13 protein-coding genes are annotated in these 22,323 nt (G+C 45.1%); 10 read left to right on the top strand and 3 right to left on the bottom strand.

Features of this window, described 5'->3' with window-relative positions:
- Nucleotides 1–61: 61 nt before the first annotated feature.
- Nucleotides 62–2,233, top strand: coding sequence for a xanthine dehydrogenase family protein molybdopterin-binding subunit (locus tag VIN08_RS02775; protein WP_331959885.1), 2,172 nt, complete (start codon nt 62–64; stop codon nt 2,231–2,233).
- Between the two features lie 181 nt (nt 2,234–2,414).
- On the opposite strand, the gene VIN08_RS02770 is transcribed toward VIN08_RS02775, so the two are convergent.
- Nucleotides 2,415–3,158, bottom strand: coding sequence for an SDR family oxidoreductase (locus tag VIN08_RS02770; RefSeq protein ID WP_331959882.1), 744 nt, complete (start codon nt 3,156–3,158; stop codon nt 2,415–2,417).
- 122 nt (nt 3,159–3,280) lie between these two features.
- Nucleotides 3,281–4,366 carry a sulfite exporter TauE/SafE family protein gene (locus tag VIN08_RS02765; RefSeq protein ID WP_331959879.1) on the bottom strand — a complete coding sequence of 362 codons (1,086 nt, stop codon included), beginning with the start codon at nt 4,364–4,366 and terminating at the stop codon, nt 3,281–3,283.
- 709 nt (nt 4,367–5,075) lie between these two features.
- On the opposite strand from VIN08_RS02765, the gene VIN08_RS02760 reads away from it, so the two are divergent.
- The 8 genes from VIN08_RS02760 to bshB1 all read left to right on the top strand — a co-directional run bounded on the left by VIN08_RS02760 (nt 5,076) and on the right by bshB1 (nt 20,507).
- Nucleotides 5,076–12,029: a gliding motility-associated C-terminal domain-containing protein gene (locus tag VIN08_RS02760; RefSeq protein ID WP_331959876.1), complete on the top strand. Its 6,954-nt coding sequence runs from the start codon at nt 5,076–5,078 to the stop codon at nt 12,027–12,029.
- Between the two features lie 42 nt (nt 12,030–12,071).
- Nucleotides 12,072–13,088 (top strand): type IX secretion system membrane protein PorP/SprF, encoded by a 1,017-nt coding sequence (locus tag VIN08_RS02755; protein ID WP_331959873.1) that lies wholly within the window; start codon nt 12,072–12,074, stop codon nt 13,086–13,088.
- 195 nt (nt 13,089–13,283) lie between these two features.
- Nucleotides 13,284–15,116 carry an LptF/LptG family permease gene (locus VIN08_RS02750; protein WP_331959870.1) on the top strand — a complete coding sequence of 611 codons (1,833 nt, stop codon included), beginning with the start codon at nt 13,284–13,286 and terminating at the stop codon, nt 15,114–15,116.
- 91 nt (nt 15,117–15,207) lie between these two features.
- The gene (rpsO, locus tag VIN08_RS02745) at nt 15,208–15,483 is read left to right on the top strand and encodes a 30S ribosomal protein S15 (RefSeq protein ID WP_331959866.1); all 276 of its coding nucleotides are present in this window, start codon (nt 15,208–15,210) and stop codon (nt 15,481–15,483) included.
- A 104-nt stretch (nt 15,484–15,587) separates the two neighbouring features.
- Entirely contained in the window at nt 15,588–17,735 is a 2,148-nt protein-coding gene (pnp, locus tag VIN08_RS02740; RefSeq protein ID WP_331959863.1) for a polyribonucleotide nucleotidyltransferase, read from the top strand.
- 77 nt (nt 17,736–17,812) lie between these two features.
- Complete coding sequence (locus VIN08_RS02735; RefSeq protein WP_073130761.1) at nt 17,813–18,676, top strand: sigma-70 family RNA polymerase sigma factor; 864 nt, start codon at nt 17,813–17,815, stop codon at nt 18,674–18,676.
- A 77-nt stretch (nt 18,677–18,753) separates the two neighbouring features.
- A complete protein-coding gene (gene trxB, locus VIN08_RS02730; protein ID WP_331959852.1) occupies nt 18,754–19,701 on the top strand; it encodes a thioredoxin-disulfide reductase in 948 nt (315 codons plus the stop codon).
- An 86-nt stretch (nt 19,702–19,787) separates the two neighbouring features.
- Nucleotides 19,788–20,507 carry a bacillithiol biosynthesis deacetylase BshB1 gene (gene bshB1, locus VIN08_RS02725; RefSeq protein ID WP_331959849.1) on the top strand — a complete coding sequence of 240 codons (720 nt, stop codon included), beginning with the start codon at nt 19,788–19,790 and terminating at the stop codon, nt 20,505–20,507.
- Between the two features lie 269 nt (nt 20,508–20,776).
- Here the strand turns inward: bshB1 and pdxH are convergent, their stop codons facing one another.
- Nucleotides 20,777–21,418 (bottom strand): pyridoxamine 5'-phosphate oxidase, encoded by a 642-nt coding sequence (gene pdxH, locus VIN08_RS02720; RefSeq protein ID WP_331959846.1) that lies wholly within the window; start codon nt 21,416–21,418, stop codon nt 20,777–20,779.
- Between the two features lie 282 nt (nt 21,419–21,700).
- Between pdxH and VIN08_RS02715 the strand changes: the two genes are divergently transcribed.
- Nucleotides 21,701–22,276 (top strand): YqgE/AlgH family protein, encoded by a 576-nt coding sequence (locus VIN08_RS02715; protein WP_331959843.1) that lies wholly within the window; start codon nt 21,701–21,703, stop codon nt 22,274–22,276.
- The last annotated feature ends 47 nt before the right edge of the window (nt 22,277–22,323 follow it).

Here is a 22,323-nt window from a genome sequence, read left to right as displayed (position 1 = left end):
CATTCAGATGCCCTGCGCTGGATTTTCAGGTATAACTTCATAGACCAAAAGACGACTGTATATGAAGCGATCTGCCATTACACGAAGAAACTTTATCAAACTGTCGGGTTATTCCGGGGCCGCGTTGGCGCTGGGATATAGTATGGCAACCTCAGCAACAGCAGGAAAGGTTATTAATATAAATGAAGTGAACAGTTCGTCTGTCGCACTCAATGCCTGGATCAGCATTGATACTTCGGGAAAAGTAACGCTGGTATACCATCGTGCCGAGATGGGGCAGGGCTCTTATCAGTCGGTTCCGCAGATCATAGCAGAAGAGCTGGAAGTAAACATAGACCAGGTAAATATTGTATCGCCCACGGGCATACAGCGCAGGTATAAAAGTCTGCTAACGATCTACGATGGCAGCGTTACCATTCGCGGTTCGTATCAGCAATTGCTGGAGCTGAGTGCAACTTCGCGTGAGATGCTGATCTCCGCGGCCGCTAAAAAATGGAACGTGCCTGTAGCCACCTGTTATGCCGAAGAAGGAAAGGTCATTCACAAACCTACCGGTAACCAATATCACTATGGCGAACTCGTAGAAGAAGCTTCGCATCTGACACCGCCCGTAGCCGTACCGTTGAAGAAGATTAAAGACTATAAAGTTGTGCGAAAGCCTCTTCCCCGGAAAGATACTCCGCTCAAAGTAAATGGTGCTGCCATCTTTGGTCTTGATAAAAAATTACCGGGCATGCACTATGCGGTTGTAGAACGCAGCCCGCGATATGCCGGCAAAGTAAAAAGCTTTGATGATACCGAAACACGAAAAGTACCGGGCGTTACACACGTATTTAAAACAGGACGTATTGTATTGGGCCATGAGCAGGAAGGCGTTGCTGTTGTTGCTACCAACTCCTGGGCTGCTATACAAGGGAGAAAATTACTTCGTATAGTATGGGATGATACCGACTTTGAGAAATATAGCTCGGAGCAGTTATATACCCAGATGCATGAAGATGCGAAAAGGGAAACTATCAATTTACCAGCGGCTGAAAAGTTTGAGCAACTATACCGGCAGGCATCTATGCAGGCAGAGGCTATATATGAAACGCCATACCAGTCGCACTGTTGTATGGAACCGGTTAATTGTATTGCCGATGTAAAAGAAGATTCGTGTACCATCTGGGGCCCGATACAGGATGTACTCTGGATACAGGAAGATATTAGTGCGAGGCTCAATTTACCGGTAGAGAAAGTGGAAGTAAACATGACTTTTCTCGGTGGTGGTTTTGGAAGAAAAGCTTCACCGGATTATCCACATGAAGCAGTGATTATATCACAGCACATCAAAGCACCCGTGCAAGTTATCTGGACACGGGAGGATGATATGCGCACAGGACCTTATCGGCCGGGAGCAGTATATAGATGTCGGGCAGTATTAAATGAGTTGGGAAAGATACAGGCATTTGATTCGAGACGTGCCGGGCAAAACCTGGGGTGGGAAGTAAAACCACCAACCACTATATCTCCACAGCGGGATATACTGGAAGGTTTGTGGCAACCTCTTATAGAAGCCATTCCTCAGGTAAGTTCTGCCATTATTCCTTTGCATGCTCCTATACCTGTGATGTGGTGGCGTTCCATATCTTTATCTACCAATGTATTTGCCTATGAAAGTTTTCTGGATGAGCTGGCTATAAAAGCTGCCGTTGATCCGTTCGATTTTCGCAGGCGTCATGTGACCACGCCACGATATACAGCACTGATGGATAAACTGGAAGAGTTCAGCGGATGGCGCGGAAAGAAGAAGCATGATGGATGGGGTGTGGCTTTTACGGAAGGATATTGGAGTATCGTGGGAGAGGTGGTGAAAGTTTCGAAGAAGGGAAATGGAAGTATAGCAATTGATAAGGTGTTTGTTGTGATAGACTGCGGCTGGTATGTTAATCCTGACATTATTCGCGCGCAGGTGGAAGGAAGTGTTGTAATGGCATTAGGTGCTGCAGTAAAACACGCTATACATTTTGAAGATGGCAAAGTAGCAGAGACGAATCTCGATAAATATACTTTGCCGCGCTTAACCGACACGCCCCCTATAGAAGTATATATTATGAACAATGAAGAAAAGGCAGGAGGAGTAGGAGAGCCTGCCCTGCCTCCGTTTGCTCCTGCCTTGACAAATGCTGTTGCTGATCTAACGGGAGTGCGCGTGAGAACGCTGCCGTTTGATCTGGGAAGTGTTAATAGTTAATTGTTATCCGTTAATCGTGGGTGTGAGGAGTGAGTGTGTTAGCCCTATAGCTATCGGGAGCCAAGTGACGCAGAATTATGCTTTGTATAACTCTGCGTCTCCTTTGTATTACTCCGTGCAAATGGATTTCACACACACGAACAACTATTAACGGTTAACTAATAACGATTAACGACACGAACTACCCCAGCACCATGCCTCCATCCATAATGATATTAGAGCCGGTGATGAAACTGGAAGCGTCTCCGCATATATAGGCTACCATACTGGCTATATCTGCTGCGCTGGCAATTTTGTGCAACGGTATCTTTGTAATGAGATCTTCTTTTATAGCTTTTACAGTTTGTTCATCAAATCCCATTTTGTCGATGATCTCGGTTTCAGTAGGACCGGGGCTTACGGAGTTTACTCTGATGTTGCGCGGAGCGAGTTCCACCGCTGCAGTCTTCATAATCGAATTGAGTGCTGCCTTGCTGGCACTATAAATCGATGATCCGGCTCTGGTCATGCTTGCCGTGTTAGATGAGAGAAACACAACGGATGCGCCATCCGCCAGATGCGGTATAAATTTGCTTAGTGTAAAAAAAGCTCCACGCAGATTTATATCCATCATGTTGTCGTACTGTGCTTCAGTAGCCAATTCAATAGTAGAAGCTGTTACCACGCCTGCGTTGATAAAGAGTATATCTACTTTACCAAACTCTTTGCTCACCTGTGCAGCGAGTGCTTCTGTATCGGTTACTTTTGATTGATCAGCCACTATGCCGGTTATTCCTAAAGATTGTGCGGCCTCCTGTATAGCTTCTTTTCTGCGTCCGGTGATGATCACGGTAGCACCCTGTTCCTTAAATTCTTTTGCTGTGGCATAGCCTATACCGCTGTTACCGCCTGTTATTACTACTGTTTTTCCTTTAAACTTGTTCATACCTTTGTGTTGAATAAATAATACACAAAAATAGAGCAGCTATACGTTGCTTTTGACGTTGGTATAATGATGTATACCACAGTATTTTTACTGCATACGATTGGGTATGAATGAAAGCGGAATTATAAACTGGTTGGATACAGTATCCCGGATAGCATCTCGCCTCGTGGTGTAACGGCAAAATCTATTTTCCTGATAAGTTTATTGTTCTCAAAGAAGTAGGCCTCATACGAATGGCTATCCATACTGAACACTTCTTCGATACGCACATGGTCGGCATTGCCTTGCTGAGAGGCTATATATTGTTGATGATCGGGTGCCAGGTCTGTGAGTGGTATCTCGCGTTCGTATTCCAGTCCGCCATCATATTCAAATTCAATAGACAGGTTGGCTTGCTGCCATTGTATTTTCGATTCTATACCTTGTGAAACAGGAGCGAATGAAAAGTTAGCGTTGTTCTCTGTTATTAATTGTTGCCCGGATTGCGTCAGCATTACTATACCAGATAATACCATGGAAGTATAGCCCGCTTTGCGGAAGAAAAATTCACTGATACGGGGAAGTCCCCATTTCATAAATTGTGAGGATAATAGTCCGCCTATCGCTACGATAATTCCAAACAATAACACTTTCATGGTCATAAGACCAAACGATATATAGAGTGCCAGCTTGATCACGTGCAGGATCATTTCATTGGCAGCGCGCGTGGCTACGATCTCTTCTTTCGTAAGTCCGTATCGCAGGTAGAAGCGGTTGAACAGCAAGCCCACAGCACCGGTAAGTCCGGAAAGAAAGCCTGCGAGAAATCCAATAATGAGCAGCAATACACGCGATGTTTTGTGCGTATCATTCTTACTGCTCTCCTTACGAAACAGCAAGGGTAAATTACTGATCAGAAATATACCCATGATGATCTCCAGGTATAGCGGGTTAACGAAGCGCAAAAGCCATGCTCCTATAAATACAGCCGGTATAGCTGTAGGTACAAACCATCGTACAATATCCCATCGTATGCGAGCAGCAAAAACAATAATGCGTGAGGCAGAAGATGATACCGTGCCAATAGAAAGTGCTGCCGGTACTTGTGTTACCGGAAGTACATAACCCAGCACAGGGATCATAAGAAGTCCCGCGCCACCACCACAAACCGCGCTAAGCGAAAACGCAATAAAGGCACATATAAATAGTGCTATACCTGATAGAAACATGGGGGCAAGTAAAGCGGCAATTCTGAATACATTCTGAATTGAGGAAAGGGGCTGCAAACTGATGTGAAAAATTTCTATTGACACCAGATGAGACATCGTATGTTGATTAGATAAACGTTTGCAGGTTAACTGCTCGTAGTCGTACTACATTATTCTTTTTATCAAATACAATTCTTACACTTTCGGAATGGATACATTATGTAGAAGATTTCAATACGAGTATGTTCAGAAATAAAATAGCCTGACGGGTATCGAAATAAAACATTTATAGTTTATATTTATATAGATGCCCTAAGCAGTATATATTCTTGCATGGAATCAACATGCGCCAAACGCATAAATGGTTGCACGCATATACTACCTGTAGCAACGCTTAATTAAAATGGATAACGGCATGTGAGTAACAATCTCTACAGCTATATATACTCTATGTACGAATCCTGATATTTATCCCTGCGGCAACCTGCGTAAGGTTCCGGTTCCTTTCATCAGGAATATACGTTGTGGCACCTGTCATTTTTGTATTATAATTTTTACAGGATACATATCAACATACGTTTAACACGCTAAGGTTACCGTGTTGCTGTTCGCCCTTCTTTCTCTACTCTGCCCTGGCGAATATTATTTGAGCTGCGATGTCGGAGATTGTCTTTAGCTGAATTTGTAAGTAAGCAGTATCCTGAATTTTTTTAAAAAACAACCCCCAATCATGAGTACATTATCAGGTGTAAAACTTGTATTGTCTTGTGCGCTCGTTAGTGTAATGCTGCTCCGTTTTTCAAAGGCATCCGCGCAGTGCGAAGGACTTCCCACCGTTACTTCTCTTGGCAGTAATAAATTTCCCGTAGGGCTTTGTGCTCCGGTTAATGCGAATGTTACCTATAACGTATCATTCACGTCTCCTGTACCGACAGGTGTGCTGGAGCTGGTATACGATTGGGGTGACGGAAGCGCTACCGAAGTTATACCCTTGCTTACCGGTGATACGAAATATTCGGCTGCCCGTACACATACCTTTCCCTCAGAAAGTAATTGCGAATATCCGGTGGTTATTACCATGCGATACAACGGAAAATTCTGCACGACTACACGACAGTTGCAGAAAATTGCTTCTTGGCGTACAGATGATTTCAACGGAGGATCAGTCGGTCTTATATCGCCTGTTACAAAACTTACGGAACACCTGGTGTGTGAGGGCGAGAACATTGATGTTGTTTTTGATGATGCAACCAACTGGAACTGCAGTTCGCTATATATGCAGCAACCTCCCAACCCGATAGAGTCTCCTAATATTGAGAACCGTTGGCAGCAGATCATTTACAATACGCCTGTTACCGGCAGCAAGATTCCGAATATAGCTATAGATGGTGTACCAGTTACCGGCACCGGTGGTGCAGATATACAGGCCAACTATAGTGACCCGCGTGGTATAGCATACCTGGCTAGTCCGGTATATGTAGACGATGCCCGCAGAAGACCCACACTTCGCATCACGGCACCCGGTGGTTTTGGTACAGGCTTTCCAAAAGCAGGTGATGTGTTTGCTATAACTTTACGCTATTGGAACTTCTGCAATCCGTACGATGATCCTGCTATACCAGGCCCTCCGGCCGATGTTGCCAATGGCGATCACGCTCCGGTTGTAAGAATATCCTATATAAGAATTGTAGCGCCACCGGTTGCTCCCACAGCCACTAACCAAACAGTTTGTAATGGAACAACTCCTTCCGCATTTGTTGTAAGCAATGTACCTGCAGCCAATATTGTACGCTGGTATGAAAATATACCCGGGCCCGATCGTCCGGGTAAATTGATTGCTACCAGTAAAACACTGGCGGTTACTGCACATCCCGGCTGGGTAAATAATACAACGGCAGTGGCATTAAAAGCATGGGTAAGTCAACAGGCCACTACGGCCGGTGCTACCAATTGTGAGAGCCCCAGGACATTGGTGGTTCGCACCATCCGCGAAGCACTGACTATACCGGATCCTGCTATAGCGCTTTCAACAGCTGTATGTAACAGCAGTACGTTAACCATATCGTTGCCGGCTCCTGTAGTAGAACCTGTAGGAGGTGCAACATCTTATAGTTGGGCTGGATCGAGCGGTGTAACGCTTGCATCGAGCACTGCATCTTCTGCTACTTTCAACATTGCTATAGCCAGTTTTGGTACTGCACTCTATGTAGACCGCACCATTACTGTTAATCGGCAGTATACCGGGGCACCCACGTGTTTGAAGTCCCGAGTATTTAACATTCGTATCTATCGCCCTACAGTAGCCGGTACGTTGTCCACAGTGAGCGATGTATGTGCCAGTACGGCTATTGATCCAATAACGCTTTCGGGAAACACAGGCGACATTGTGCGATGGGAAGTAAAGAAAGATGCCGGAAGTTATACTCCCTATACCGGTGCAGCATCCGCCAATACGATAACTCCTGGAATTTTAGCAGCGGGAAAATATGCATTCCGTGCTGTGGTAAAGAATGGCGGATGTAATGAAGTATTCAGTAATGAAGAATTGGTTGAAGTTTTTGCAGAGCCTCTCCAGGCTGATGCGGGGAAGGATCAGTTCGTTTGTTCTTCGCTGACTTCTGCTCCACTGAATGCCAGCGATCCTGCACCCGGAAGCGGAACGTGGACGTATGTCGCCAGCGTGCCCGCGGGTCTCCCGGCCCCGACATTCACAACCGATCTACACGACCCCAATACCGCTATAACGATACAGGCACAGTATGCCGGCGTATATCGCATGCGTTGGACGGTAACCAATGGTATGTGTTCCAGCAATGATGATGTGATCATTGATTTCGGAACGACTCCTTCTGATCCGGATGCCGGAAATGATAAAGCCGTCTGCGGATCACAGACAGAGCTGGAAGGCAACGCACCGGCTATTGGCTCCGGTACGTGGACTATTGTGAGCGGTCCGGGTGGTTGCAGCGGCGATGTATGCAATGTTGCTATACTCGATCCTTCATCTCCAACTTCTTCAATCATGCTTCGAGCAGCGGCAATGGTATATGGCAGTTATACTTTTCGCTGGTCGGTCAGCAGTGGTGGTAATAATTGCTTTGTAAAATCGGATGATGTAACCATTCGCTTTGATGAGCCTGTACGCGTAAAAGCTTCCGATATACCCGCTATATGTCTGGATGCTGTAAAACTGGAACCGATACCGTTGACTGGTACAGTGGATGGGCCTTTCGCTCAGGCATCGTGGGTAAACATATCCGGTAAGGGAACGATAACAACCAGTGCTATCAGCGGTTCAGGTATATATACGGTGGCAGCATCCTATATACCTTCTGCGGATGACTATATAATGGGGGTGCCCGTTCAGGTAAAGCTCACAGCACAACCCAATGCTGCGAGTGTGTGTACAACGGTGGAGCAGGCAATTACGATCAATATAGATCGCAAGCCGGAAGCTATTGCGGGAACAGACTTGCTAAACATTTGCAGTGATGCTGCAAAGCTGAACGCAACGGAACCTCTATACGGTGCCAGTGGTCAATGGAGCACAACACAGGCAGGCGTTACGTTCGATAATCCACGTGATCCGAATACTACCGTACGGAATTTACCGGATGTACCTGCAAGCACCATTGTAACGTGGACGGTAACAAGTGTTAGTGGCAAATGCATATCGGAACCCTCATCGATTACCTTAAAGCGCGTAACACCACCGCAGGTAAAAGATGTAGGCATTACCGAGTGTGAAGTAAATTCCGGATTTACCAGTGTAACACTTTCCAACTATGAAAACGCTGTCACTACGCTGAATGCAACGGAGCGAGAGATTACCTGGTATAAAGATGCTGCGCCACCGGTTGGTATAGTAATAACGAATCCCGGATCGCCCCAGGTAAATGTAGCCAGCGGGCAGGTATATATAGCACGTGTACGTGAGTTAAATACAGCCTGCACGAGCGATGCCCGGGTAACGGTCAACGTACGCCCGTTACCACGCGTGATCAATGGCCTGGTAACATTTTGTGAAGAGACGCCCGGCAGCCTTACCGTGTCCGGTATAGATCTTCGTGATGCAAGGTATACATCGGCTGTTACCCCGGAACAGCAGGTAACAATAGCGTGGTATAATAGCGAAGCTGATGCGCTTGCCAATACATCGCCTGTTATAGGTAACATTAACGTTACCAGTAAAAGAGAAGTATATGCACGTGTTTCGTATACCGATGCACCGGTGTGCGTAGCCATTGCTAAACTTACTATTCTGATCAATGGTAGTCCATCACTTATCGCCATCAATGGTCGTGAGTCTGTGTGTAAAGGCTCAACGTTGTCTCCGGTTGAAATATACCAGGTGTCGCCTATACCGGGAGCTAAATATTATTGGGAAGTGCCGGATGATCCAAACACACAATTCAAAGTTTTTGGTGGTGGACAGGTGAACGACTTTTACCTGATGCTGCAATTCCCTAATATATATACCGGCAAGATAAAAGTGCGAGCAGAACTGAATGGATGCAGTGGTGCTGTTATTGAAAAAGAGATCCGCGTGTTGCCGGCTCCGCCCACTCCGTTGATCCGGGGAGCCGATGTAGTGTGCGAGAACAATACTTCTGTAGCATTCTATGTATCACCGAATAATTATCCATCATCAACCTATAACTGGGAAATCCGCAAAGCTTCGGATAATACAGCGGGGGGCGCTGATATTATTGAAGGACAATCTACCGGTAATATACTGGTGAATTTCCAAACGGAAGATATAGTTCTTTCCGTGCGTGAAAACAATGCGGTGTGTGCAAGCCCGGTAGCAGCAAAAGTGATTACTGTTATCGATCCTCCGAAAGCTATACTCACAATCGATAAACCGATAAGCTGTTTCCTGCAGAAAGACGGTATACTGCGCACTACCGTAACGGGAGGCACAACACCCTATACCGAGTATAAAATATTGCAAACCGGTATAACAGACCCGAACATCGATGGTATATTTGAAAACCTCGGACAAGGCAGTTATAGTGTTCGCGTAAAAGATTCCAATGGCTGTGAAGCAACATCCAACACACAGGTGCTCACACAACCGGAACCGGTATCTGTCACCCAGGTAACTATACCGGCCGATGCCAATGGTTTCCATGTAAGTTGTAAAGATGCCAGCGATGGTTCCATTACTGTATTCTTTACGGGCGGTAACACTGCGCAGGATTATACTGCTATACTTACCAAAGCCGGCAGCACCGATATAGTAAATCTAAAGGGGAGAGGAAGTATTACTTTCACCAGCCTCACAGCCGGCACCTATACAATTACCATACTGGATGCGAACGGCTGCACATCACAACCCACTTCAGCATTCCTGGTAAGTCCACCGGTATTGTATAGCGGACTTATCGGATACAATCAGAGTATATGTTCCGGTACCCATCCTGCTGCCATACAGGAAATCGCTCCTGCATCCGGAGGCACCGGTAATTATACCTATGAGTGGCAGGAATCTTTGAGTGGCGATGTAACCAATGATGCCGCGTGGAGCACCATACCTAATGCTATCGGTAAATCATACGATCCTTCTATACTCACCACGGCAAATCCGCAGGGAGAACAACACTATTATCGGAGACTGGTGAGAAGTATATCTACGTTGCATGGCACACCTTCTTCCTGCGATGTGAAGGGAAAAACAGAGAAGATAACCATCACGATCAATCCAACACCCGAAGTAACATTCAAAACAAACACTCCACAGATTTGTTATGGCGAACCATTGTCGTTACTGCTCGATCTTACCACCGGCACAGCGCCTATCGAGTATATCTATACTTCTGCTACAGCGGGTATATCTCCAAAACGTCAAGGCGGAAAGAACACGGTGATCACAATTCCCAGTGTAAAAGCAAATGATACCTATACGATAACAGCAGTAACAGATGGCAATGGTTGTGAGGTAAAACAATTGCCGGCACCCGTGTCTGTGCAGGTGATCCAGGTAAATCCGGAGTTCACGGTAACAGGTTCCAGTATGCAATGCGATGGCGGAGAATTTACCTTTACCTGGAAAGTTGATAATGGTGTTGACTACCGTTGGGAGTGGGCCGATGGAACAATCAGCGAATTTAAGTCAGGTTCTATAGCAACGGGTCTGCAGCAAGTCAAACATCGTTTCCCTACAAGCTCCACGCAAGATGCTGCTATCTATAACGTGAAGTTGTTTGCCAAACACCCGGCCTGCATGGAGAAATATACCAGTACTGATGTAACAGTGTTTCCCTCTATAGCGATCAATATTGTAACAGGAGAAACATCGCTATGCAGTGGCGAAACCATTACCTTCTACGATAATTCTTCGGGTGTTGATAAAGGCACCTGGTATTATCGTGAACTCGGTTCTTCTGCACGACTGGATGAGCAGCCGCGACAACATACAGTAAATTATACCCTTAACAACTATACCATGAAAGATCCAATTGTTTACGAGATCGTATACGAGGCGTCAAACCAGGAAGGTTGCCAGGCAGTATATAAAAAACAAGTTAATGTATACCAGGGCACAACGGTAGATTTCCAGATCGGTACGATTGTGCCGCTGAAGGGCGAAGTATCGGAAGTTACGTTTACCAATACCAGTCGTTCTATCGAGCCACAGAACTTTAACTATAGCTGGGATTTCGGATTGCACGGTACACTGGTAAGTGATGATGGTATACATTATACCGTACAATATCAAACTACAGGAGCCAAAAATGTTACGCTAAGTGCTGTGAACCGATTGGCTGCACAGGCTGATGAATACTGTGTGGCATCCGTCACAAAGGTGCTTCGTATACCAGTGTCTGAATTAACAGCGTCTTTTACGGCTACACCCTCGGCTGCATGTTTTCCGGTAGATATAGTGGTGAACAATACATCGACCGGTGCGGATACTTTTTTATGGAAGTTATATAACCAGGGTGTATTGGTTACTACTTCCAACTTGCGTGTTCCGGTATTTCGCATTACCAGTCCGGGTATATATGATATATACCTGAATGTGAACTATTCCGTGTCAGGCCAATCGGCTGATGCACAATTTACCGGTATAAAAGTGTTTGATGTGCCGGATGCTGCTTTTGAAGTGCGTACCGATCTTCTTTATGTTCCTGATACCGAACTTCAGATCATGAACTTCTCCACCGGGGCCGATATATACCAATGGTCTTTTGGTGACGGAGGCGTCTCTTCCGATTTCGAACCACGGTATGCCTATACTACGGAAGGGAAATATACCGTAACACTGCGTGCCGGTAAAGATTATGGCGATCAGGATATAAATGGCGATGGCATTACAGATGGTCTGTTTGCCTGCTACGATTCGGCTCAGCAGGAAGTAACTGCGATTGTTGGAGGATCGATGGTTATACCCAATGCATTTACGCCAAGTCCGGCTGGTCCTTCCGGTGGTCGGGTGGTGAGCGGTGGTATCAATGATGTGTTCCTGCCGAAAATAAAAGGCGCCACCGAATATACGCTGCAAATATTTAATCGCTGGGGTTCCATGGTCTTTGAAAGTCACGATACAGATATAGGGTGGGATGGATACGACCGCCATGGAAAATTTATGCCGGCAGGAGTATATGTATATAAAATAGCCCTGACGCAATCGGATGGTCAACGCATTACCCGCGTAGGCGATGTTACACTTATTCGATAGATCGCCCGGCATACGTACTCGCATATTTCAGAAACAACTAACATGAAATCGATCGTTATAAAAATCTGCCTGATATTTATCTCCAGTGTTGCCTTCGCGCAGGATCCGCAGTTCTCACAATATTACCAGGCACCGCTATATCTGAACCCGGGCTTTGCCGGTATAACACCACGCCAGCGTTTAGTGGTAAATCATCGCCTGCAGTGGCCGAGTCTTCCACAGGCATTTTCTACTTATGCTGCATCGTACGATATATTTATCAACTCGATACGCAGTGGTATAGGCGTTCTGGTCACATCCGATAAAATGGGGTCTGCTAATTGGCGGAGTACATCGATCAGTATATTATACTCTTATAAAGTAAAACTGAACGATCAGCTGGTATTCTCTCCGGGCCTTTCTTTTGGTTATGGTACCAATGGTATAGATCGTTCTAAACTTCGCATGGGCGATGACCTGGAGTATAATGGCACATCGCTCGATCCGGCATTGGATCAAATCGGCAGACCTAACTATGCTGACTTTGGCTCTGGCTTTTTACTATACTCGAAGAAGTTATGGTTAGGTGCATCGTTCATGCACATGAATCGCCCGAACATTTCGGTTGTAGGAGAGGAGAGCCGACTTGCTATGAAGACCGCCATACATGCGGGTATGAAACTGGAATTGAGTCAGGGGCCACGCTCCGGCAAGCAAGTATATCTGACACCTTCGTTCATTTACCGTATGCAGGGTGCTTCGTTCTCACAACTTGACCTGGGCGTTAACTTTCATGTCGATCCTGTCTCAGTAGGCGTGTGGTATCGGGGAAAGCCGTTCTCCAAAAATGTAGCCAATGCACTTGAGCAGGATGCACTGATCCTTTTTACCGGACTATATTTGAAGAACCTGACCGTAGGGTATAGCTACGACTTTACTATCTCCAAGCTCGAAACTTCTTCCGGAGGAGCCCACGAACTTTCACTCACGTACGAACTTCCTGCTCGCAACGATAAGAATCGCAGAAAGTATAAACTTATACCGTGCCCGGCCTTCTATAGTAAATCGGAATTTTGGTAGAAGTATAGAATCAACTTCTTGTATGCCAATTTCTTAGTTTCAACTTCGGGAGCCGATCCTTCAGACCTGTTCTCCATGTTTTTCAGTCACACCAGTTCAGGTAACATGTGGATGGAGAGACTTTAATTTCATTTTTTATTCTCCATCGTGATTAATTCCGTGGCATTGGCGTTATTTTTGAGCGCAGGACTAACCATGAAAAGAATCGACAAACTCGTACTGGGTGCATTTATCGGCCCGTTCCTCATCACCTTCCTGGTAGTTGTTTTCATTCTGCTCAACGTAAACATGCTCAAGTACTTTGATGACATCATTGGGAAAGGGCTAGATTACTGGACACTTGGTCAATTGTTTTTTCACTTTGCTGTATTCACGGTGCCCACAGCCCTACCGTTGGCCGTATTACTTTCATCGCTGATCGCGTTCGGAAATCTGGGAGAACATTTTGAACTCACCGCGATCAAAGCTTCGGGTGTTTCGTTGGTGAGAGCCTTGTTGCCTATTTTCATTTTTGTGCTGGGATTAACGGTTGTCGCTTTTTATGCGAACAATGACCTGGTGCCGAAAGCTGCACTGGAAGCTTATAGTCTTCTCTACGATATCAAACAAAAGAAACCTGCACTCGACTTGCGTGAAGGGGCTTTCTATAATGGTATAAATGATATCAGCATCAAGGTAAACAAGAAATTTCCGGATGGTATTACCCTGAAAGATGTGATAGTATATGATCACCGGAAGAACGATGGCAATAAAGAAGTAACAATCGCTGATTCGGGAAGAATGCAGACTATACTAAATGAGCGCTATCTTAAATTCGAGTTGTTCAATGGATTCAATTATACAGAAGGCGCCAGCAACGAACGCGAAGTAGTGGGGCAGAAGCGAAATAAAAATCCGGAGACGTTAAGTCGAAGTAAATTTGATAAGACACAAGTAGTATTCGATCTGTCATCATTCCAGATGGATCGCACCGATAAGAAATGGTTTCAGAATAACCGAATCATGCGTAACCTCAGTCAGTTGGATGGAGATATAGACTCTGTAAGCCGCGAGGTTATGGGCCAACGCTTAACACACTATTTATACAGGCCGAGTTACTTCAGTTTTTACTTTCGGAAAGATACACTCATCATGCCGCGTGAGGTATTAAACTATAAACGCTATCGCGATTCGATCAACTCATTGCCCTATCGTGATAAGATGAAATTAGAACCTCAGCCGGTAGCCCAGCAGGCAGCAACACCTCCGCCTGTAATAAAGAAAGAAGAATCGAAAAAAGAGGAGCCTAAAAAAGCAGAATCTCAACCGGTCGCCAGGAAAGCAGATACGGATAAGAAACCGAACACCCATAAAACTGCTGTGAAGAGGCGTGACGATCGTGACTTTGCCAAGCTAAATACTGTAAAGAAGAAACCGGTGCGTAATCGCTCCAGGTCAAAGCCTAAGCCTAAAAAGGTAACGCCTGTTATACCGGCCGTTCCTCCCAAGAAGATCATACTATCCGATTCAGCCTTCCAGGCTAAAGTAGATAGTATATTTTTAAAAGAGCCGGCACAAGATGTATGGCAGGGTGCAGCAAACATGGCCCGCCAGGTAAAAAGCCAGGTTCAAAACGCCAATACCAGTATCGATAATTATACTACTGAGTTACGCATCTTTGAAATACAGTGGCATAAGATCTTTGCCAGTTCATTTGCCTGCATCGCCATGTTCCTGATCGGAGCTCCGCTGGGGGCGATCATCAAGCGCGGTGGGCTCGGTGTTCCCTTCTTGGTATCTATACTATTCTTTATAGTATATTATGTACTCACCATGCAGGGAGAGAAGCTGGCCAAGCAGGGGAGCCTGAGTATCCCGGCCGGGGTTTGGATGGCAGACGTTCTTTTATTTATTACAGGAATGTTCTTCCTACGCCAGGCACGCATTGATGCACGCCTCTTTGAAGCTGATTTTTATAGTGTTGCAGCCGATAAAGTGAAGAGATGGTTTACACAGAAAAGAAAACAAAACAAGGTGCAACCGGTTTAAATCTGTTCGAAAGTTTGATGGTTTTTTGGATAATTCGGCCATTTTGGCTTACCTTTGCCCGCTGAAATAAAGAGATAAAATATTTTTTGAGATGTATTTAACTACTGAAATTAAACAAGGTCTGTTTTTGAAACACGGCTTCGGTAAGAAGAAAGAAGAAACGGGTTCTCCGGAGTCGCAGATTGCCCTGTTCACTCATCGGATCAATCACTTGACCGAGCACTTGAAAGAAAACAAGAAGGATTTCGCTACGCAACAAGGCCTCATGAAATTGGTAGGTAAGCGCAAAAAGCTTCTGAATTACCTCCAAAACACCAACATCGAACGCTACAGGGCGATCCTAGCAGATCTCGACCTTAGAAAATAAGAAATCTACATTCCCCGAAGGGAACCCGAACAAAGGTTCCCTTTTTGCATTTTTAAAAAACGAGGTAAATCCTGTGCGGGATTCATCTCTAACACATCTATTTTATGAAACCGAATGTTATTACTAAATCTTGCAAGTTGCCGGATGGCCGCGAGATAACTATTGAAACCGGAAAGCTTGCACGCCAGGCCGATGGTTCTGTTGTATTGAAGATGGGTAACACCATGTTACTGGCTACCGTTGTATCGGCTCAGGACGCCAAAGAAGGAACAGACTTCCTTCCATTGTCTGTTGACTATCAAGAAAAATTTGCTTCCACCGGTAAAGTACCGGGTGGATTTTTAAAACGCGAAAGTAAATTATCCGATTACGAAGTGCTGATCAGCCGTTTGGTTGACCGCGCTATACGTCCGCTTTTCCCAAACGATTACCATGCAGATACACAGGTGATGATCTACCTGATCTCCGGTGATGAGAATGCTTTGCCGGATGCTCTGGCTGCTTTTGCTGCATCGGCTGCTTTATCGATTTCAGATATACCTTTCCAAGGACCAATATCAGAAGTACGCGTTGCACGTATCGATGGCAAGTTTGTAATTAACCCTTCACTGGCTGACAAAGAACGCGCAGATATAGACCTGATCGTTGCTGCTTCTATCGAAAACATATTGATGGTAGAAGGTGAGATGAAAGAAGTGAGCGAAGCTGAAATGCTGGAAGCACTGAAAGTGGCTCACACAACCATCATCGAGCAATGCAAAGTGCAGATCGAATTTGCAGAAGCTGCCGGTAAAAAAGAAAAGCGTGTATACAATCACGAAGATAATGATGAAGCACTTCGTGCTGAGTTGTGGGCTAAGTTCTATGAGCCGGTATATGCAGCAGCGGCCCGTTTGCTGACCAACAAGAAGCAAAGATCAGAAGCCTTATCTCAGCCACTGGACGAGTATCTTGAATCTCTTCCGGAAGACACAACGGTGAACATTGCGCTGGTAAAGCGTTACTATAAAGATATTGTAAAGAAGGCTGCGCGTAACCTGGCACTTAACGAACAGGTACGTTTGGATGGTCGTAAAACTCGGGAGATCAGATCGATATGGTCTGAAGTTGACTATCTTCCTTCAACACACGGTTCATCTATCTTCACCCGTGGCGAGACACAATCGCTTACAACGGTTACCCTGGGCACAAAGCTCGATGAGCAAATGATAGACGGGGCCATGATCTCCGGATCAAGCAAGTTTATCCTGCACTATAACTTCCCTGGTTTTTCAACCGGTGAAGTAAAACCGAACAGAGGCCCTGGCAGACGTGAAGTTGGTCACGGTAACCTGGCATTCCGCGCACTGAAACAAGTGCTTCCTCCAGACGAAAAGAATCCTTATACCATACGGATTGTATCCGATATCCTTGAATCAAACGGTTCATCATCCATGGCAACAGTATGTGCGGGCTCGCTCGCATTGATGGATGCCGGTGTACCAGTGAAAGGTCCGGTATCAGGTATAGCAATGGGTATGATCTCCGATAGCGAAACAGGCAAGTATGCTATACTTTCTGATATTCTCGGAGATGAAGATCACTTGGGCGATATGGACTTCAAAGTTACCGGTACTGAGTTCGGTATAACTGCTTGCCAGATGGACCTCAAGGTTGATGGCCTGACATACGAAGTACTGAACGAAGCATTGCTGCAGGCTCGCGAAGGAAGACTTCATATACTCAACGAAATGAAGAAGACCATCGCGGCTCCGCGCGCTGATCTGAAGCCACATACACCACGTGCTGAAACCGTCATCATCGAGAAAGAAATGATCGGTGCTGTAATCGGTCCAGGCGGTAAAGTTGTTCAGGATATTCAGAATACAACAGGCGCTACCGTTGTTATTGAAGAGGTTAACAACAAAGGTGTTGTTAATGTCTTTGCCAGCAGCAAGGAAGTAATGGATGCTGCGTTGAAACGCATTAAGGGAATTGTAGCGGTTCCGGAAGTAGGAGAAGTTTACGATGGAAAAGTGAAGTCAATTATGCCATTTGGTGCATTTGTGGAGTTCATGCCAGGTAAAGATGGCTTGCTGCACATTTCAGAGATCAAATGGGAACGCCTGGAAACAATGGAAGGCGTACTGGAAGTAGGCGAAGAGATAAAAGTAAAACTGATCGAAGTAGACAAAAAAACTGGCAAGTTCCGTCTATCAAGAAAAGTATTATTACCTCGTCCGCCAAAGAAGGAAACAACTGCGGCTGAATAATCGTAGACCAGTAATTGACAGGAACTAACTTTTAACAGTATATTGTTAGATAAACGTAAACAGAGTACAGAAGGAACATGAGACAGCTTAAGATCAGTAAACAAATTACCAACCGAGAGAGCCAGTCACTGGATAAATACCTTCAGGAGATTGGTAAGGTTGACCTCCTTACGCCAGATGAGGAAGTGGAGTTGGCAAAGCGTATCAAAGAAGGTGATCAGATAGCATTAGAGAAACTCACAAAAGCAAACCTCCGTTTCGTTGTATCCGTTGCCAAGCAATATCAGAATCAAGGTCTTTCATTGGGTGATCTTATCAATGAAGGCAATTTAGGTTTGATCAAGGCTGCTCAGCGTTTCGATGAGACACGTGGTTTTAAATTCATCTCCTATGCCGTATGGTGGATCCGTCAGTCGATTCTGCAGGCTCTTGCCGAACAGTCTCGTATTGTTCGTTTACCCTTGAACCGTGTAGGCTCGTTGAATAAAATTTCAAAAACATTTTCTGAACTCGAACAGAAGTATGAACGCGAGCCTTCTCCGGAAGAGCTTGCTGAAGTACTCGATGTAACTACAGCAGAAGTTGTCGATACCATGAAGATATCAGGTCGCCATGTTTCCATGGACGCACCGTTTGTTCAGGGTGAAGAGAACAGCTTGCTGGATGTGTTGGAGAATGACAGCGAAGAAACACCTGATTCAGGGTTAATGAACGATTCTCTTCGCAGAGAAGTACAACGTGCACTCTCTACCCTTACACAACGCGAAGCAGATGTTATTACGCTTTACTTTGGTCTTAACGGTGAGCATTCCATGACGCTGGAAGAGATCGGTGAGAAGTTCAACCTGACTCGCGAACGTGTTCGTCAAATCAAAGAGAAAGCCATCAGACGCTTACGTCATACATCCAGAAGTAAAGCTTTGAAGCCTTACCTGGGTTAGAATCCAAAATTTTTGAAATATATTAAGGGTCTCGAATTACGAGGCCCTTTATTTTGTTATCGTATCAAATTTTATTTATGGCAAAAGAAGAAGTGAAAGTCCTCATCATTGGCTCCGGCCCGGCCGGATATACCGCTGCAATCTATGCTGCTCGTGCAGGTCTGAATCCTGTATTATATACCGGAGGGCAGCCGGGAGGACAGCTTACTACAACGAATGATGTTGAGAACTTTCCAGGTTATCCGGAAGGTATAAATGGTTCGCAGATGATGATTGATCTGCAGAAACAGGCAGAACGTTTTGGTACCAAGATCAACTATGGTCTTGTAACCTCGGTTGACTTCTCGGGCTATCCACACAAGGTAACAATCGATGAGAAAGATGAGATCGTAGCAGAATCGATTATTATAGCCACAGGCGCTACCGCTAAATATCTAGGTCTTCCTTCTGAAGAGAAATTTTATAACAGAGGTGTTTCTGCCTGTGCAGTATGTGATGGATATTTCTATCGTGGTAAAGAAGTAGCAGTGGTGGGTGCCGGAGATTCAGCTGCAGAAGAAGCAACCTATCTCGCCAAGCTTTGTACAAAAGTACATTTGATCGTGAGACGTGAAGAGATGCGCGCTTCCAAGATCATGCAAAACCGCGTGTTGAGTACACCAAATATAGAAGTACACTGGAACACTGAGACTGAAGAAATTATAGGCGATGACAATGGTGTAACGGGTATACGTTTAGTCAATAACAAAACAGGAGAGAAGAAACATATTACCCTGCAGGGATTCTTCCTCGCGATCGGTCACAAACCTAACACCGATATCTTCAAAGATTTTATCGAGATGGATGAAACCGGGTATATCAAAGTACAACCAGGTTCCACCAGAACAAATATAGAAGGTGTATTTGCCGTAGGCGATGCCACCGACAAAGTATACCGCCAGGCAATTACCGCAGCCGGTACAGGTTGTATGGGTGCGCTCGATGCAGAGAAATTCCTGGTAGCCAAAGAGCTGCAAACCGCCTGATAAAAATTCCACGAACATTTGATATATAGCAGATTGATTAAGTTTGTAACAAACTTGATTGATCTGCTATTAACCATTTCCACCAAATGAAACTTGATATACTGGTTCTTTCCGCACACCCGGACGATGCTGAACTCGGCTGTGGCGGAACGATTGCCAAACACATTGCGCTTGGCCATACCGTTGGGCTCGTTGATTTTACCAAAGGCGAACTCGGTACACGCGGCACAGTAGAAACACGCGCTGAAGAAGCCGCCAACGCTGCCAAAATATTGGGTGTATCAGTGCGGGAAAACCTGGGTTTGAAAGACGGATTCTTTCAGAATGATCCTGAGCATCAATTGAAAGTTGTACAGGCTATACGAAAGTTCAGGCCCGAGATTGTGTTGTGTAATGCTGTTTACGACCGCCACATCGATCATGGCAAAGGAGCATCGCTGGCGTATGATGCAAGCTTTCTCTCAGGGTTGGTAAAGATTGAAACCAAAGATGAGCAGGGTAACCTGCAACAGCCCTGGCGACCAAAAGTAGTATATCACTATATACAGAGCCTGCTCATTGAGCCTGATTTTGTTGTAGATATATCCGGCCACTGGAACACCAAGATAGACGCCATCAAAGCATTTAAGTCGCAGTTCTTTGATCCTGCAAGCAAAGAACCAGAGACCTATATTTCCAATCCTGCTTTTCTTAAAATGATCGAATCACGCGCGCTTGAGTTTGGTCACGCCATTGGTGCTTCACATGGTGAAGGCTTTACCGTGAGGAGATTGATTGGGGTAAATGATCTCTTCGATCTGGCATAACGTGTTTTATGTTGGTGCGTTAGCACGTGTGTGTTAGGCCTTCTACGAATGTTGCAGTATAGAATGCACATTTCTATTCTCAACATCTCTGGTAGCTTGTAGCCGGAAGCCAGCAGCTTTTCGAATATCGAACAAGGAATATCGATTAACGAATGCCGAAGTGTAAAGAGACTCCACTAATCTCACACTTCACCACTAGCGGCCAGCATCTTGAAGCCTGCAGTCATTTCTGAAATATACCTATACTAACCTGCATGTATATACCTATACTATGGCGCCAGGCGGTAAATTTTCCAGGAACCATCTACGTTGTTGAACTGGATGCGATCGTGCAGGCGGCTGGGTCTTCCTTGCCAGAACTCAATCATAACAGGCTCCACTTCAAATCCTCCCCATTGGTGTGGCTTGGGTAATACTTCATATCCGGCAAATTTCTTTTCAATCTGCTCAACACGTTCTTCAAGTATATTTCGATTTTTGATGATGGTGCTTTGTGGTGACGACCAGGCGCCAACCTGAGAACCGCGCGGGCGACTTTGAAAATACTGCTCCGATCTTTTTGCATCTACACGACTCGCTATACCTTCAATTCTTACCTGGCGCTCAAGCTCGGGCCAGAAGAATGTTAGCGCGCACGCTGGTACACGCTCCAGTTCTTTCCCCTTTGAACTTTGATAGTTGGTATAGAATACAAACTTGTTATTCTCAATACCTTTCAATAAAACGATTCTGCTGGAAGGTCCGCCAAGTGCATTGATAGTCGACAACGTCATGGCATTAGGTTCAGGCACTTGCGCTTGTATAGCTTCCTGAAACCATTTTTCAAATTGCTTAACAGGATCTGGCAGTACATTAGCAACATCTAACGATGCCCTGGAATATTCTTTTCTCAAATCAGCGATGGCCGCCATAGTATCTAAAAATTTAAAAGTAAAGATGTAATGGTCTGTAAAGGTCTGCATTACAACAATGTCTCAACATGATATTTCTCATGCAGAATCAAAATTAGAGTTTAAAACTATACACGCAGGTGTTGGTTCCTCTAAAACTTTCCGGCCTGATTAACAATCGTTTTAAGGAACCACAATTTGTAACCTCGTATGCCATCAGAAATAAAATTTGCACAGATGAGGGTTAAGTATTTTATTCATATAACAATTGATGGATAAATTCCGTCATACAATAAGACCCTAATGGAGTTTTTCAAGTATAAAAATCAATTGAAGCCCGAGAAGGGAAGGTTACTTATATCAGAACCCTTTCTTCCGGATCCTAATTTTGAGCGCACGGTTGTGTTGTTGTGTGAACATAATGAAGAAGGATCGTTCGGCTTTGTTGTGAACAAACCTTCTATACTTAAAGTAAATGAAGTGATGGAGGATATTAAAAGACTTGAAGGCATCGTTTACGTAGGAGGACCTGTGCAGCAGGATACTTTACATTTTCTTCATCGGAACCTTGTGTTGGAAAATGCTGTACAGATAATAAAGGATGTATACTGGGGAGGAGATTTTGAAGGACTGATAACCCAGATAGACACAGGTGTCGTTCAATCAAAAGATATACGGTTTTATCTGGGTTACAGTGGTTGGGGGCCGGGACAATTGGAAACAGAGCTGGAAGATGATTCATGGATCGTATGTGATTTCGCTACCGATGAGCTGTTATTCGATACCGAACCTTCTATGATTTGGAAGAAAGCACTCGACAGTATGGGCGGGCGTTTTTCGATATATTCCAACTACCCGGTAGATCCGCGAATGAATTAGGCTTTTTTAGTTAAATTTACGCTAAGCGCGTATCATTAGATTGACTT

The sequence above is a fragment of the Ohtaekwangia sp. genome (genome assembly GCF_036568665.1).
Lineage (GTDB): Bacteria > Bacteroidota > Bacteroidia > Cytophagales > Cyclobacteriaceae > Ohtaekwangia.
Note: the sequence above shows the minus strand (reverse complement) of the source record. Positions and strands in the feature narration are given on the sequence as shown.

Excerpts from the sequence above, each read along its gene's own strand:
- VIN08_RS02775 (WP_331959885.1), top strand. The coding sequence starts at position 62 with ATGAAGCGATCTGCCATTACACGAAGAAACTTTATCAAACTGTCGGGT.
- VIN08_RS02770 (WP_331959882.1), bottom strand. The coding sequence starts at position 3,158 with ATGAACAAGTTTAAAGGAAAAACAGTAGTAATAACAGGCGGTAACAGC.
- VIN08_RS02765 (WP_331959879.1), bottom strand. The coding sequence starts at position 4,366 with ATGTTTCTATCAGGTATAGCACTATTTATATGTGCCTTTATTGCGTTT.
- VIN08_RS02760 (WP_331959876.1), top strand. The coding sequence starts at position 5,076 with ATGAGTACATTATCAGGTGTAAAACTTGTATTGTCTTGTGCGCTCGTT.
- VIN08_RS02755 (WP_331959873.1), top strand. The coding sequence starts at position 12,072 with ATGAAATCGATCGTTATAAAAATCTGCCTGATATTTATCTCCAGTGTT.
- VIN08_RS02750 (WP_331959870.1), top strand. The coding sequence starts at position 13,284 with ATGAAAAGAATCGACAAACTCGTACTGGGTGCATTTATCGGCCCGTTC.
- rpsO (WP_331959866.1), top strand. The coding sequence starts at position 15,208 with ATGTATTTAACTACTGAAATTAAACAAGGTCTGTTTTTGAAACACGGC.
- pnp (WP_331959863.1), top strand. The coding sequence starts at position 15,588 with ATGAAACCGAATGTTATTACTAAATCTTGCAAGTTGCCGGATGGCCGC.
- VIN08_RS02735 (WP_073130761.1), top strand. The coding sequence starts at position 17,813 with ATGAGACAGCTTAAGATCAGTAAACAAATTACCAACCGAGAGAGCCAG.
- trxB (WP_331959852.1), top strand. The coding sequence starts at position 18,754 with ATGGCAAAAGAAGAAGTGAAAGTCCTCATCATTGGCTCCGGCCCGGCC.
- bshB1 (WP_331959849.1), top strand. The coding sequence starts at position 19,788 with ATGAAACTTGATATACTGGTTCTTTCCGCACACCCGGACGATGCTGAA.
- pdxH (WP_331959846.1), bottom strand. The coding sequence starts at position 21,418 with ATGGCGGCCATCGCTGATTTGAGAAAAGAATATTCCAGGGCATCGTTA.
- VIN08_RS02715 (WP_331959843.1), top strand. The coding sequence starts at position 21,701 with ATGGAGTTTTTCAAGTATAAAAATCAATTGAAGCCCGAGAAGGGAAGG.